The organism is Janthinobacterium kochi, assembly GCF_051380715.1.
Classification (GTDB): Bacteria; Pseudomonadota; Gammaproteobacteria; order Burkholderiales; family Burkholderiaceae_D; genus Janthinobacterium.
The window spans coordinates 218,446-231,729 of sequence record NZ_JBNYXO010000008.1 but is presented as its reverse complement, the minus strand read 5'-3'; the positions used below and the strand labels follow the sequence as shown (position 1 = coordinate 231,729).

The window sequence follows — 13,284 nt, the reverse complement described above, 5'->3', positions numbered from 1 at the left end:
AATATTCTCCTGAATTAGTGGGCGCTGGCAGCCGATGCGGCGGCAGAAGCGGCAGCGGCAGGCGCAGCAGCGGCCTTGGCCGGCACGGCAACGGCTGGCGCGCCTGGCTTGACCTTTTGCAAGCCTTCCACGATCACGCGGTCGCCTGCGGCCAGGCCGGACGTCACCAGCCAGTCAGTGCCGACGGTGCCACTGGTGGTCAGCACGCGTTGCTCGACCTTGTTTTCCTTGTTCAGGATCAAGGCGGTTGCCTGACCCTTCTGGTTGCGCGTCACGCCCACTTGCGGCACGGTAATGGCTTTTTCATCCACGCCCGTTTCCAGCTGCGCACGCACGTACATGCCTGGCAGCAATTCGCCTTTCGGGTTCGGGAACAACGCGCGCAAGACCACGTTGCCGGTGGTCGGATCGACCGTCACGCCAGAAAACTGCAGCTTGCCCGATTCGCCGTACTTGCTGCCGTCCGGCAGGATCAGGTCGACCTTGGCCTGGCCTTCGCCCACTTTTTTCAGCGAACCGTCGGCCATCTGGCGTTTCAGGCGCAGCAAATCCGTGCTCGACTGGGTCACGTCGACATAGATCGGATCGAGTTGCTGCACGGTGGTCAGGGCTTCCGCCTGGCCCGCCGTGACCAGCGCGCCGGCCGTCACGCTCGAGCGGCTGGTGCGGCCGCTGATCGGCGCCGTCACGGTGCTGTATTTCAGGTTGATATTCGCCGTTTCCAGCGCCGCGGTGGCGGACTCGACGTCTGCCTTGGCTTGCTCGAACGCAGCGATGGCATCATCGTATTCCTGGCGGCTCACGCCTTCGATGGCGACCAATTCCTTGTAGCGGGAGGCTTTCGGACCGGCCGTCAGCAGGTTGGCCTTGGCTTTCGACAGCGCGGCCTTGGCTGAGTTATAGGCAGCCTGGTAGGTGGCAGGATCGATCTGGTAGAGGGCCGTGCCCGCTTTCACATCGCTCCCCTCGACGAACAAGCGCTTCTGGATCAAGCCACCGACTTGCGGGCGCACATCGGCGACCTGGTAGGCATTCGTGCGGCCGGGCAATTCGGCGCTCATCGGCAACGCGGCCGGATTAACAGTAAACACGACCACCTGTGGCGCTTGCTGCGCGCGAGGTGCTTCCTGTTTTTTACTGCAGCCGGCCATGATTACAGTGGCGCACAGAACGGCAATAGCGCCGCTCGTACGCGGCGACGTCAATGAAAAGGTTGGTTGCATCTTGGACTTTCTGAAAAAGAAGCTGGCTAGTGTCGTTAGAAATGACTAAATTTATTAACGCAGATCAAAGAATGAACGATCATTCTAAAATCGTCAAGCATCGTTACAATTGAAACATAGCAACTAACAAGCGAATTAAATTATCAATGAGGCAATAAAATGAAGACAGCGACAGCGTCGGCACGCCAGCTGGAACAAGAAGCTGGCGGGCGACGGCAAAACGGCAATGCGGAAAGTTGGATGGAGTGATTACTGTAGCAGGGTAATACGTTTTTTGCTGAAGCCGTGATCGCGCACGCAACACAGCCTTGCGTACAGACGCCCGAGGCCATGAATATTTACCAACGGTATCGAAAAGACATGGCGCGACGGACGCGCTAGTATATTGGCCACAGCGTGGCAAAGCGGGGGGGGGGCGCAACGATGACAGCACCGGTGCGAAACATAAACCAGCAGGATGGCGGGCGGCTTGCTGGCCGAGCGCCTGTACCTGGTCGAAGGCGTGCCCGGCACAGGCAAGACCACCCTGGCGCTGCAATTTCTGGCTGAAGGCGCGCGCAGCGGCGCGCCCGTGCAGTATATCGCCCTGCTCAAACACCTGTTCCCGGCATCCAAGCAGGTCGGCAAGGTGAGCGACGTGATCGAACGCCAGGTGACGCACCTGACACGGCTGGTGGATGACTTGCTTGACGTGGCGCGCATTACCAGCGGCAAGGTGTTGCTGCAACGCAAGGAGTTTAAGTTACAACAAGTGCTCGACCATGTGAGCGAACTGTGCCAGCCTGCGGCCAGCAAGCGGCACATCAGCATCGCCCACGATATGCCGACGCAGGCCGTGATGCTGCACGCCGACTATGCCAGGATGGTGCAGATCTTTGCCAATATCGTCTCGAATGCCGTGAAGTTCAGGCCGGACGGCGGCCACATCCACATTTCGGCACGTCAGGCGCAGGGGCAGCTGCAGGTGGCGGTCGAAGACAATGGCATCGGCATCGAGCCGGACGCCATCGCGCGCATCTTTTCCATGTTTGAACAGGGACGCACGCTGGCGGGCCAGATGACCAGCGGCCTGGGCATCGGCCTCAGCCTGGCGCGCCAATTAGCCGAACTGCACGGTGGCGGCATCGACGCCTACAGCTGCCGGGAGCGAGCCGCCCGCCAGCGCGCACCAGCCCGTGCAAGTACTGGTGGTGGACGACAACCACGATGCGGCCGATTCATTGCAAAGCCTGTTCCAGCTCGAGGGCTATGCCGCCAAGGTCGCGTATGGCGGCGTGCAGGCGCTGGCGGCCGTCGATATGGCGTGACCACAACTGGTCGTGATGGACCTGGGGATGCCGGACATGGATGGCTATGAAGCGGCACGCCAGATACGCCAGCGCGCGCAGGGACGCGAGGTGTTGATGATCGCCTTGACGGGCTGGGGCCAGGTCGAGGCCCGCTCGCGCACGGAGCAAGCCGGTTTCGAGCATCACCTGACGAAACCGGTGGATTTCGCCGCCATTGCCGCCCTGCTCGACGCGCACCTGGCACAACGGGCGCGAGCCGTTACGCGAGAGGAATGACGCTTATTTCCACTTGCCGCGCAATTCCTGCACCTTTTGCTGCAGCAACTCCGGCGTGGCAGCCTCGGGCGCCACGGGCATGCCCACGGCCAGCGACAAACGCGAGCGCAAGCCCGCCTTGAAGGCGCGCTCGAACAGATGGCCATTGCGGTGACTCAACAGATGGCCCCACAAGCCGCGCAGCGCCAGCGGAATCACAGGCACCTTGCTGCGTTCGATAATCTTGGCGATGCCGCCTTTGAATTCACTGATCTGGCCCGTGCGTGTCAGCTTGCCTTCGGGGAAGATGCACACAAGCTCGCCTTCATGCAGCGCTTGCGCGATATCGATGAAGGCTCGTTCCATCAGGAAAGGATCTTCCTTGGCGGGCGCGATGGGGATGGCCTTGGCCGTGCGGAAAATCCAGCCCATCAGCGGCATCTTGAAGATGCGGTGGTCCATGACGAAACGGATGGGGCGCGGGCTGGCCGCCATGATGACGATGGCGTCCACATAGCTGACGTGGTTGCACACCAGCACCGCCGCGCCTTCCGTGGGGATGCGTTCGCCATCGACGACTTTGACCCTGTGCACGGTCTGGATGAGTATCCACGCCAGGAAGCGCATGAGGAATTCCGGCACCAGCGAGAAGATGTAGGCCGCCACCAGCGCATTCAAGATGGCCGTGACGAGGAACAACTGGGGTATGGTAAAGCCTTTTCCCAACAGCACGATGGCCACGCCGGCCGCCGCCACCATGAACAGCGCGTTCAAAATATTCATGCCGGCGATCGTGCGCGAAATGTGTTTCGGGTCGCAACGCGTCTGGATCAGGGCGAACAGGGGCACGATGAAGAAACCGCCGAACACGCCGATCATGACGATGTCGAGCAAAATGCGCGGCACGCCCGCCTGGCTGACAAACGCCAGTGCGTCGACCACTTGCGTATTCGCATACGCATTGCTGGCGAAATACAGGTCGATGCCGAACAGCGACAAGCCGATGGAGCCGAACGGCACCAGGCCGATCTCGATCTTGTGGCCAGACATCCGTTCGCACAGCAGCGAACCGGTGCCGATGCCGACGGAAAACACGGTCAGCAGCAGTACGAACACGCTGTGGTCGCCATGCAGGAAATCCTTCGAATACACGGGGAACTGTGCCAGGATCAGGGCACCGTAAAACCAGAACCAGGAATTGCCCAGCATGGCCAGAAACACGGGACGGTTCTTGCGCGAGAAATTCAGGTTGCGGAACGATTCGGCGACAAAGTTCAGGCTCACTTTCAACTCCGGCTCGGGCGCGGGCGTGCGCGGCACGCGGTAGCTGGCGACCAGGCCGAACAGCGCCACGGCAATCGTCGCGCCGGCTACCAGCTCCACGCCCAACGGCTTGTGCACGATCAAGACAGCACCGAGGATTTCGCCCAGCAGGATACCAACGAAGGTGCCCATCTCGATCAGACCATTGCCACCGACCAATTCCTCGGGTTTCAGCTGCTGCGGCAGATACGCATACTTGACGGGGCCAAACAGAGTCGAATGCACGCCCATGCCCACCACGGCGGCCACCAGCAGCCACAGGGTATGCGTCATCCAGCCGGCGGCAGCGATCGCCATGATGGCCAGTTCCATCCATTTGACGAAACGGGCCAGGCCCGCCTTTTCAAACTTGTCGGCCAGCTGGCCCGCCGTGGCCGAAAACACGACGTAGGGCAGGATGAACAGGCCGGGAATCAGGTTGGTGATGGTGGACGGGTCGAACGTGGTCCAGCTCAACGCATCGTAGGCAAGGATCACCATCAGGGCCGTCTTGAACAGATTGTCGTTGAAGGCGCCAAAGAACTGGGTCCAGAAAAAGGGCCCGAAACGGCGCTGCGACAATAAGGAAAACTGGCTGCTTTGACTCATGGCATGGGGAACCGGCAATTAAGGAATTGCTAAAATACAGCACTATCTTGCGCACGACAATCTGAATGTCGTCATCTTGCTTGGCGTCAATACGGAAAACGGCCTGCCGCGTCATGCTCGCCTTGCCGCTGCACGCGCTTCCTGGCACTTGCCCTGACACAACAGAAATCGCTTGTTTCTTAATAATAAGGTAATGTGCGCATACCGCTGGCGCCCTTGCCCGCCCCTCCCGGAAAGCTGCCTCCATGTTTGGAATGACATCATTGACCATCCTGGCCTTGCTGGTCACCGCCTTCGTGCTGGTGCTGCAGCACCGCAGGAAAGTAGCGGATCTGGAGTTGCTGACGGCGCGCCTGCGCAAGGAAGTCGACGGCATGCAGCAGCGCCTGCGAGCGCTGGAAGGCCATGCCGAAGCGCCGGCGGCCACGCCAGTCGTGCCTACCGTATCCGCCGTGCCCGATAGCGCGGCGCCAGTGACAGTGCCGGCCCCCATGCCGCCGCCCACACCCGTGCCGCAAGCGGCCTCGATCAAGGTGGCCGAGGTGGAGCAGCTCGCGCCGGCAGCAGAGCCCGCACCCGCAGCACCCTTGCCGCCGAAACCAGCCCCACCGGTTCCCGCCAAGCCAGCCCCTGCCGTACCCAACACCCCTTCCTGGATCGCGCACCCGGACGGCCTCGTTGCCAAGGCGAAGAACTGGCTATTTACCGGCAACCTGGTTGCCAAGCTGGGCTTGCTGATCCTCTTCCTCGGCGTCAGCTTCCTCCTCAAATACGTGTCGGCGCAGGTCACGCTGCCAATCGAACTGCGCCTGGCCGCCATCGTGCTGGCCGACATCGCGCTGCTGGCCTGGGCCTGGCGCATCCGCATCAAACGTCCCGGCATCAGTTTGCCGCTGGAAGGCACGGCACTGGCGATATTGATGCTGGTGACGTTCGGCGCCTTCCGCCTGTATGAACTGATCCCGGCCGGCCTGGCTTTTGCCGTGCTGTTCGTGCTGACGGCGTTCACCTGCCTGCTGGCCGTGCTGCAAAACGCCGTCTGGCTGGCCGTCTTCGGCATCGTCGGCGGCTTTGCCGTACCCCTGCTCGTGTCGACGGGCAGCGGCAACCATATCGGCCTGTTCAGCTATTACGCGCTGCTCAATGCGGGCGTCTTCGCCATCGCCCTGAAACGCGCCTGGCGCGTGCTGAATGTGCTGAGCTTTGGCTTCACCTTCGTCGTCGCCACCACCTGGGGACTGCTGCGCTACACACCCGAGCACTACCTGTCGACGCAGCTGTTCCTGATCCTGTTCGTGCTGTTCTATATCGGCATCGCGATTGCCTACTGCGCGCGCCAGGCGCCGCGCCTCAAGCATTACGTGGACGGCACGCTCGTCTTCGGCACGCCGCTGGCGGCCATGGGCTTGCAATACGGCCTGGTCCGGCACTTCGAGTTCGGCCTGGCGTTTTCCGCGCTGCTTGCCGGCCTGTGCTACACGGGTCTGGCCGTGGCCCTCTGGCGCAGGAACGGCTTCCGCCTGCTGGCCGAAGCCTTCCTGGCGCTGGGCATCGTCTTTGGCACCCTGGCCATCCCGTTCGCCCTCGACGGCCGCTGGACGTCGGCCGCCTGGGCGCTGGAAGGCGCGGGCATCGTCTGGGTCGGCTTGCGCCAGCGCCAGACCCTGGCCTGGGCCTTCGGCCTGCTGGTGCAGGGGGCCGCCTGGATCTCCTTCCTCATCGCCATGCAGGAACTCAATACGGCAGCGGCCCTGCACGCCAACATCTGGCTCGGCTGCGCGCTGCTGGCCGCCGCCGCGCTGGTGATGGCCTACAATTTCCGCCGCCACGGCAGCCACTTGCATCCGGAGTTCATGAGCAGCCTGTCCGTGCTGTTTCTGACCGCCGCTGCGGCCTGGCTGCTGGGTGGTATCTGGAGCGAAATCCTGCTGCGCACGGATGCCGCCACGCAACTCAACCTGCTGACCGTCAGCGCCCTGGGCGTGGCCGCCTTGCTGGCGGCGCTGGCGCGGCGCGAACAATGGCATGCGCCGCGCGCCCTGCTGCTGGCCGTGCAGGTGCTGGCCGGCATGGTCATGCTGAGCCGCGCCAGCTGGGCCTGGGACCAGCATCCGGCCAATCTGTTCGACGGTTCCTTCCTCAGCGCCCTGCTGCTGGGCGCCGCCGCCTTTGCCAGCGCCCGTTTCCTGGCGCTGCGCGCGCGCGGCGGCGACGCGCTACTGGCCCTGGTCGCGCGGCCCCTGCTGGTCTGGAGCGGCTTGCTGTGGTTTGCCGCCATCCTCGTGCCGCTCGTCAGCTGGCTGCTGCACCTGATCGACGGCGACCTCGCCATGCAGCCGCATGCGGGCGAGCACTGGCTGGCGTTGTACCTGATTGCCGTGTGCGTCACGACGCCCGTGTTCGCCATCCTGGCGCGGCGCCTCGATTGGCCGCAGTTGCGCTGGTTCAGCGTGGCCGCCTGGCTCGGCCTTGGCTTGTGGAGCGCCAACCTGCTGCTGGCCTTGTACCTGCACGATTATCTGCCGACGGGCTTGAGCTGGCTGGCCCTGGCTGGCGCGCTGGCGGCCGGCGAATACCTGCTGCTGGCGTGGCCGCAAGCGGGCTGGCAACTCGATGTGCGGGCGCTGCGTTTCTTGCATACGCTGCGCACGGCCGCGCCATGGCTGATGCTGTGGCCCGTGGGCGCCATGCACGTCAACGCCTGGCTGGCACAGCATGAAGAGCGCGTCAGCCCCGCCTGGGCCCGCTACTTGCCGGCCTGGGCCATGATGCTGGCGCTGGCCTGGCTGATCCGCCGCTGCAGAACAGGGGCCTGGCCGGTGACGCCGATTGCCGCGTGGTACCAGCGCACCCTGATACCGCTGGGCGCGCTATGGTCGCTGCTGCTGATCGCCGCGTGGAATATTGTCGACGATGGCGCCATGGCGCCCCTGCCCTATGTACCACTGCTCAATCCGCTGGACTTGAGCACGGGCTTTGTCATCTTGCTGGCCATTGCCAGCTACCGCTTGCTGCCAGCGAAACAAGTGCCGCTGCCGGGCCTGTGGCAAGCGCGTTTGCCGGCCGTGGCCGCCTGCTGCGCGTATGTCTGGTTCAACCTGATGCTGCTGCGCACGGTGTCGAATTACCTGGGCGTGCCCTACCGCTTCGATGACATGCTGGCCTCGCAATTCGTGCAAGCCATGCTATCGCTGGTGTGGAGCATCACGGCCCTGCTGCTGATGCGCCACGCGGCGCGCCAGCAACGGCGCCAGCAATGGGGCATGGGTGCCGTGCTGCTGGGGCTGGTCGTTCTGAAACTGTTCCTGATCGACCTGTCGAACGTGGGCGGCATCGAACGCATCATCTCCTTTGTCGGTGTCGGCTTGCTGATGGTCTTGATCGGCTACCTGGCGCCTTTCCCCAAGGCTGCCGCGCCAGCGCCAGCCGAACCCCAACCGGGAGCAGCATGAAAACCACACTCATGTTCGGCATCGTGTTGATGGCAGGCGCCGCGCTGGCAGCGCCTGGCCAGGACCGGCCGCAGGACTATCGCTGGAGCATCGCGTTGACGCCGCAGCCCGGTACCGGCCTGAGCCGCATAAGCGTCCCCACCGACGTGTACCTGCATGCGCGCTCGGCCAGCCTGGCCGACGTACGCCTGTTCGACAGTACCGGCAAGCCGCTGGCCTTCGCCCTGACGGCCCCGCCCGCGCAATCGCGCACGCAGCGCGACACGCTTGCCATGCGCATCTTTCCCGTCACCGGCAAAAACATCGGCTACTACGAACTGGACAACGTGGATATCCGTACCGGCAATGACGGCCGCCTGCTGTCGGTCACGGCGCGTGGAGGCAGTACGCTCGATGCGGCGCCAGGCTTGCAAGGGTTGATCCTCGATGCGGGCCCGCCCGCCAAGGATAGCCGCATCGGCGCCCTGCATTTTACCTTGCCGCCAGGAACCGATAACTACAATGCGCAGGTACTGCTGGAGGTAAGCGACGACCTGAAACAATGGGATGCCATCGCCACCACCACCCTGAATTGGCTGCGCAACAGCGACACGCAAACCCTGGCCAACGACCGCATCGAATTCGCGCCGCGCGCTTTCCGCTACGCGCGCCTGAGCTGGCAGTACGGCGATCCCATCACCTTCGCCGGCATCGCCGCGCAGCAGGTCAGTGTCACGGCCGTTGCCTCGCCGCGCGCCACCATCGCATTGAAAGGGACGGCGGGCAAGAACGTCGACGAGCGCCTGTATGCCACGCCAATCGCCATTCCCGCCGACAGCATCGGCTTGCAGTTGGCTGAGGGCAACACGTCCATGCCTGTCACCTTGGGCGTGTATCACCCGGCAAGCGAGGCGCCGCGCCAGCGCCAGCGCCTGCATCTGGGTCCGCGAGCACGCGCCACGCAGGCGGCCGATTTCGAACCACTGCTCAACACGACGTTCTATCGTATCAACATGGATGGCAAGGAACGGGTCTCCGGCGACCTGGCCATGCCCGTCGTACAAACGGCGCAATGGGTGCTGCGACCGCAGTATTACAGCGGCACGAACCCGAACCTCAACTCCGTCTTGCGCCTGAGCTGGACACCGGCCAGCCTGGTATTCCTGGCCAGCGGCAAGGGGCCGTATCAACTGGTCTTCGGCAGGAATGGCGCAACGCCGGCAGCGCTGCCGCTGTCGCAGGTCGCGCCCGGCTTCACGCAGGAGGAATTGCTGGCGTTGCCTGTCGCCACGGCGGCCAGGGTGGTGACGCTGACCAGTGACGCCCCCGTCGAGAAGACGCCGGACGGCGCAGGCTTGCGCCTGGCCGCACTGTGGGCCGCACTGCTGCTGGGCGTGGCCGTGCTGGGCTTTTTTGCCTGGCGCTTGCTGTCGCAGATGAAAGAGGAACAAGGCAGTACCGACAAGCACGAGCATTAGCCTGGCCGCGACATCGCTGCCGCTACTGCCGCAGCAGCGCCTTGAACGTCTGCGGCATCCACGGCCGCGCCGCCAGCATGAAGCTGATGGCCAGGCGCTCATCGCCAGGCAGGCGCGCGTCTTCCTGGTGTTGCTGCGAGAATTCCACGGCCACTTGCTTCAGGCGTTCCAGCAAGGCGGCCGTGGATTTCTTCGACAGCATCACGTTCACCAGACGCAGCAGTTCGGTTTCGCCATCGAATTGCGAATTCAAATAGTCGCCATACGCTTCCTTTTTGAAATACGTGTGGATGGGGCCATTCGGTATCCACGCAAACGTGCGCGCCACCAGCAGTTTGACCCGGTTATTCGGCAGCAGTTCCAGAAAACCGATCTTGTCGAGGCGCAGCAGGTATTTCACGGCTTGCGCCTCGCTGATGTCGTAGATGGCGACGATCTGTTCCAGCGGCAACAGGTTCAGGGCGGACACGGCCACCACGAACAGCCGGGTGTCTTCGATGATTTCCTTTTCCTGCGCATACGTCAGCCCGGTGATCAGGGTGGGCGCGGCCTGCGATGCCTGCACGGCCAGCGCCAGCTGTTGGAAATCGCTGCCGATGGCCACCAGGATCTGGTCCAGGCGCTGCAGCGTAAATTGCTTTTGCGAAAACATCCGCTTGACGCTGGCTTCGGATACGCCGATGCGCTGGGCCAGCTCGGCATACGTGACGGCGCGCGCTTTCAACAGGCGTTTCAAGGCTTCGATCAAGGCGTGGGTTTGCGGCATGCACTTCCTTTATAAAAAATAGCATCGGTTCCGGCGGCAGTAGCGCAATACGCTACCTGCAGTATGCCTGCCCGCTACGAGTAGCGTTTTCATTGACCAATTGCCCACAGTCTACAATGATGGCGCTGCCACTTGGCACACTTGAAGGAGAAACACATGAAACGCTTGCTGCCCCTCTGCCTGTCCCTGTCGCTGTTGACGCTCTCCGTGGCCGCTCCCGGCCTGGTCCATGCCGCCGCCTCGGAGAACCTGTCGAAAGGCTCGCAGAACCTCAGCCAGGGTTCCGCCGTCGTCGTCGCAGGTTCCATGTCGATGCTGGTCGCTTCCGGCCAGGTGGTCGTCGCCAGCGTGGAAACGGTGGGTGAAGGCATCGTCATCGTCTTGAAAGGGGCCTCCGAAGCGGGCGGCGCGTCCATCCAGATGAGCGCGCAAGCGGCCAGGGGCCTGTCGCTGGCCGCCGGCACGGTGGTCAATGTGGTGGCGCTGTCCACCGGCCATATGCTGGTTCTTTCCGGCAAGGCCATCGCCTTCATCCCGAACGAACTGGGCAAGGCCCTGCTGCACCACTCCAAAGTGTAATGCCCCCATCAAGAAGAACAGGACCACCATGAAACACGTATTCGCCATTACCCTGCTATGTGCCGCCAGCCTGACGGTCCAGGCCGCCAACTCCGACACCACCAACGCCTCCGACAACGCCAGCATGGCCTCGGCCATCGTACTGGTCGGCTCCATGTCGGTGCTGGCCGCCGCCGGTGAAATCGTCATCGACAAGGTGGAAGACGTGGCCGACGGCAGCGTCCTCGTGCTGAAAAGCGCAGCCAGGGGCGCATCTTCCGCCGCCACGGCCTCCGTCAAGCTGAGCCAGAAAGCCACGCAAGGCCTGTCGCTGGCAGCCGGCACGGTGGTCAAGGTGGTGGCCGTCTCGACGGGCCACATGCTGCTGCTGTCGGGCAAGGCCATCGCGTATGTGCCGAACGCGGCCGGCAATGCCATCCTCCACCATTCGAAAGCGTGAACCCATGAAACGCCTGACTGCCATGATCATCAGCCTGGCCCTGGCCGGCACCGCCCATGCGGGGCGCTCGTGCGAGGAAAAACCAACGGATGCGAGCACCCTCGTCAAATCGATGGAGCTGGCGCAAAAGACCTTGCTGGCGCTCGATGGGTCCGGCGCGCAAGTGGCGCTGGTGGCACGCGCCGGGCAAGACCTGTCGAAGTACCATTTGCGCTATTCGCACATGGCGCTGGCCTGGCGCGACCACCCGAAAGGGCGCTGGCTGGTGGTGCATGAACTCAATGAGTGCGGCACGGCCCAATCGTCGCTGTACAACGAGGGACTCGGCAATTTCTTCATGGATGATGTGTTCATGTATGAAACCCTGATCCTGATTCCCGGCCAGGATACGCAGCAGCAACTGGTGCGCCTGCTGACCAGCAACACCCCCAAGCGCCTGCATGAGGCGCACTACAATATGCTGGCCTACCCGTTTTCCACCAAGTACCAGAATTCGAACCAGTGGGTGCTGGAAACCCTGGCCGCTGCCAGCAACGAGCCTGGCAAGATCGAAACGCGCGCCGAAGCGCAAGGCTGGCTGCGCAGCGCCAGCTACGCGCCGCAAACGCTCAGCATACCCGCCGCCACGCGCCTGGGCGCGCGCATGTTCCGTGCCAATATCGCTTTCGACGATCACCCGTTCGAGCGCCGCATGACGCGCCAGATCGATGTCGTCACCGTCGACTCCATCGTGCGCTTCATGCGCCAGCGCGAACCGAAGGTGCAGGAAATCGTGGTGCGGGGCAATTAAGGACGCGGCAGCACGGACGAGATGGCCACGATGGCCACCTCGTCACCGTTAAAACACCCAGAGCTTATCGGCCGGCATGTGCAGCCAGTACTTGCCCGCTTCGAGCTTGTGGCGCGAATACGCGCGCAGGCTGATGTTCTCGGCGCCAGCGCGCTCAAACAGGCATTCCCAGCGGTCGCCCAGGTACATGCACGTCAGCAGCGGCAGTTCGATGGCGTTGTCCACCTGCGTGGCGCTGATCTTCACTTCCTCGACGCGGATCATGGTCGTCACGTCCGTGCCCACGTTGGCGCCGCGCGCCACGCCCTGCATGGACGCGCCGTCGACCAGCAGGCGCACCTGGTTGCCATCGCGCTGTACCACCTTGCCTGGCAGGCGGTTGTTACTGCCCATGAATTCGGCCGTAAACAGGGTGTCCGGCGTTTCATACATGCTTTGCGGCGTGCCCTGCTGCTCGATCTTGCCGTTATTGAGCAGCAAAATACGGTCAGAAATGGCCATCGCCTCGCCCTGGTCGTGCGTCACCATCAGGGCCGACAGGCCAAGGCGCACGATCAGTTCACGCAGGAAGGCGCGCGCTTCCTCGCGCAGCTTGGCGTCCAGGTTCGACAGCGGTTCGTCGAGCAGGATCACGGGCGGGTTGTACACCAGTGCACGGGCGATCGCCACGCGCTGCTGCTGGCCGCCGGACAGCTGATGCGGATAGCGTTCGCCCAGGTGCCCCAGGCCCAGCTGCGTCAGCACTTCCTTGATGCGCGCGGCGATTTCCGTGCTGCCCATCTTGCGCAATTTGAGGCCGTAGGCGACGTTGTCGAACACGGTCTTGTGCGGCCACAGTGCGTACGACTGGAACACCAGGCCCAGGTTGCGGTGCTCAGCCGGCATCTCGAAGTGTTTCGCGCCATCGTAGACATTGCGCTCGCCGATCTGGATGGTGCCCGCCTTCGGGCTTTCCAGCCCGGCGACGGCGCGCAGCAAGGTGGTCTTGCCGCTGCCCGAAGGCCCCAGCAAGGCGACCACTTCGCCTTTTTTCAGGTGCATCGAAACACCCTTCAGTATCTGGTTGGCGGCAGCGCCGGTACCGTAGTCCAGGTGCAACTCATTGACGGTCAATTCATTCATG

11 protein-coding genes are annotated in these 13,284 nt (G+C 63.2%); 7 read left to right on the top strand and 4 right to left on the bottom strand.

The genetic code is table 11. The features are described from left to right. Positions 1-14: 14 nt before the first annotated feature. Positions 15-1,223: an efflux RND transporter periplasmic adaptor subunit gene (locus ACQ4WL_RS18655; RefSeq protein WP_436511074.1), complete on the bottom strand. Its 1,209-nt coding sequence runs from the start codon at positions 1,221-1,223 to the stop codon at positions 15-17. 469 nt (positions 1,224-1,692) lie between these two features. On the opposite strand from ACQ4WL_RS18655, the gene ACQ4WL_RS18650 reads away from it, so the two are divergent. Next, positions 1,693-2,580, top strand: a complete 888-nt coding sequence (locus tag ACQ4WL_RS18650) for a sensor histidine kinase (protein ID WP_436511073.1) — start codon at positions 1,693-1,695, stop codon at positions 2,578-2,580. Then, on the top strand, positions 2,558-2,788 hold the full coding sequence (locus ACQ4WL_RS18645; protein ID WP_436511072.1) for a response regulator: 231 nt from the start codon (positions 2,558-2,560) through the stop codon (positions 2,786-2,788). Before ACQ4WL_RS18650 ends, ACQ4WL_RS18645 begins: the two co-directional genes overlap by 23 nt. A 3-nt stretch (positions 2,789-2,791) precedes the next feature. On the opposite strand, the gene ACQ4WL_RS18640 is transcribed toward ACQ4WL_RS18645, so the two are convergent. Continuing rightward, on the bottom strand, positions 2,792-4,678 hold the full coding sequence (locus ACQ4WL_RS18640) for an MFS transporter (RefSeq protein ID WP_436511071.1): 1,887 nt from the start codon (positions 4,676-4,678) through the stop codon (positions 2,792-2,794). 254 nt (positions 4,679-4,932) lie between these two features. Between ACQ4WL_RS18640 and ACQ4WL_RS18635 the strand changes: the two genes are divergently transcribed. Next, positions 4,933-8,130, top strand: coding sequence for a DUF2339 domain-containing protein (locus tag ACQ4WL_RS18635; protein ID WP_436511070.1), 3,198 nt, complete (start codon positions 4,933-4,935; stop codon positions 8,128-8,130). After that, complete coding sequence (locus tag ACQ4WL_RS18630; RefSeq protein ID WP_436511069.1) at positions 8,127-9,587, top strand: DUF3999 family protein; 1,461 nt, start codon at positions 8,127-8,129, stop codon at positions 9,585-9,587. The genes ACQ4WL_RS18635 and ACQ4WL_RS18630 overlap by 4 nt, the downstream gene beginning before the upstream one ends. A 22-nt stretch (positions 9,588-9,609) precedes the next feature. On the opposite strand, the gene ACQ4WL_RS18625 is transcribed toward ACQ4WL_RS18630, so the two are convergent. Then, complete coding sequence (locus ACQ4WL_RS18625) at positions 9,610-10,353, bottom strand: helix-turn-helix domain-containing protein (RefSeq protein ID WP_251374034.1); 744 nt, start codon at positions 10,351-10,353, stop codon at positions 9,610-9,612. A gap of 156 nt (positions 10,354-10,509) precedes the next feature. On the opposite strand from ACQ4WL_RS18625, the gene ACQ4WL_RS18620 reads away from it, so the two are divergent. Genes ACQ4WL_RS18620 through ACQ4WL_RS18610 form a run of 3 tightly spaced genes read left to right on the top strand, consistent with a single transcriptional unit; the run spans position 10,510 to position 12,161 of the window. Then, positions 10,510-10,932, top strand: a complete 423-nt coding sequence (locus ACQ4WL_RS18620; protein WP_436511068.1) for a hypothetical protein — start codon at positions 10,510-10,512, stop codon at positions 10,930-10,932. 28 nt (positions 10,933-10,960) lie between these two features. Beyond that, positions 10,961-11,371 carry a hypothetical protein gene (locus ACQ4WL_RS18615; RefSeq protein WP_436511067.1) on the top strand — a complete coding sequence of 137 codons (411 nt, stop codon included), beginning with the start codon at positions 10,961-10,963 and terminating at the stop codon, positions 11,369-11,371. 4 nt (positions 11,372-11,375) lie between these two features. Continuing rightward, positions 11,376-12,161, top strand: coding sequence for a DUF2145 domain-containing protein (locus ACQ4WL_RS18610; protein ID WP_436511066.1), 786 nt, complete (start codon positions 11,376-11,378; stop codon positions 12,159-12,161). Between the two features lie 48 nt (positions 12,162-12,209). Here the strand turns inward: ACQ4WL_RS18610 and ACQ4WL_RS18605 are convergent, their stop codons facing one another. After that, entirely contained in the window at positions 12,210-13,283 is a 1,074-nt protein-coding gene (locus tag ACQ4WL_RS18605) for an ABC transporter ATP-binding protein (RefSeq protein ID WP_436511065.1), read from the bottom strand. Position 13,284 lies beyond the last annotated feature (1 nt).

What these genes read in the sequence shown, in the direction of transcription:
- ACQ4WL_RS18625 (WP_251374034.1), bottom strand. Translation starts at nt 10,353, where the DNA reads ATGCCGCAAACCCACGCCTTGATCGAAGCCTTGAAACGCCTGTTGAAA.
- ACQ4WL_RS18605 (WP_436511065.1), bottom strand. Translation starts at nt 13,283, where the DNA reads ATGAATGAATTGACCGTCAATGAGTTGCACCTGGACTACGGTACCGGC.
- ACQ4WL_RS18640 (WP_436511071.1), bottom strand. Translation starts at nt 4,678, where the DNA reads ATGAGTCAAAGCAGCCAGTTTTCCTTATTGTCGCAGCGCCGTTTCGGG.
- ACQ4WL_RS18655 (WP_436511074.1), bottom strand. Translation starts at nt 1,223, where the DNA reads ATGCAACCAACCTTTTCATTGACGTCGCCGCGTACGAGCGGCGCTATT.
- ACQ4WL_RS18620 (WP_436511068.1), top strand. Translation starts at nt 10,510, where the DNA reads ATGAAACGCTTGCTGCCCCTCTGCCTGTCCCTGTCGCTGTTGACGCTC.
- ACQ4WL_RS18615 (WP_436511067.1), top strand. Translation starts at nt 10,961, where the DNA reads ATGAAACACGTATTCGCCATTACCCTGCTATGTGCCGCCAGCCTGACG.
- ACQ4WL_RS18645 (WP_436511072.1), top strand. Translation starts at nt 2,558, where the DNA reads ATGCCGGACATGGATGGCTATGAAGCGGCACGCCAGATACGCCAGCGC.
- ACQ4WL_RS18630 (WP_436511069.1), top strand. Translation starts at nt 8,127, where the DNA reads ATGAAAACCACACTCATGTTCGGCATCGTGTTGATGGCAGGCGCCGCG.
- ACQ4WL_RS18610 (WP_436511066.1), top strand. Translation starts at nt 11,376, where the DNA reads ATGAAACGCCTGACTGCCATGATCATCAGCCTGGCCCTGGCCGGCACC.
- ACQ4WL_RS18635 (WP_436511070.1), top strand. Translation starts at nt 4,933, where the DNA reads ATGACATCATTGACCATCCTGGCCTTGCTGGTCACCGCCTTCGTGCTG.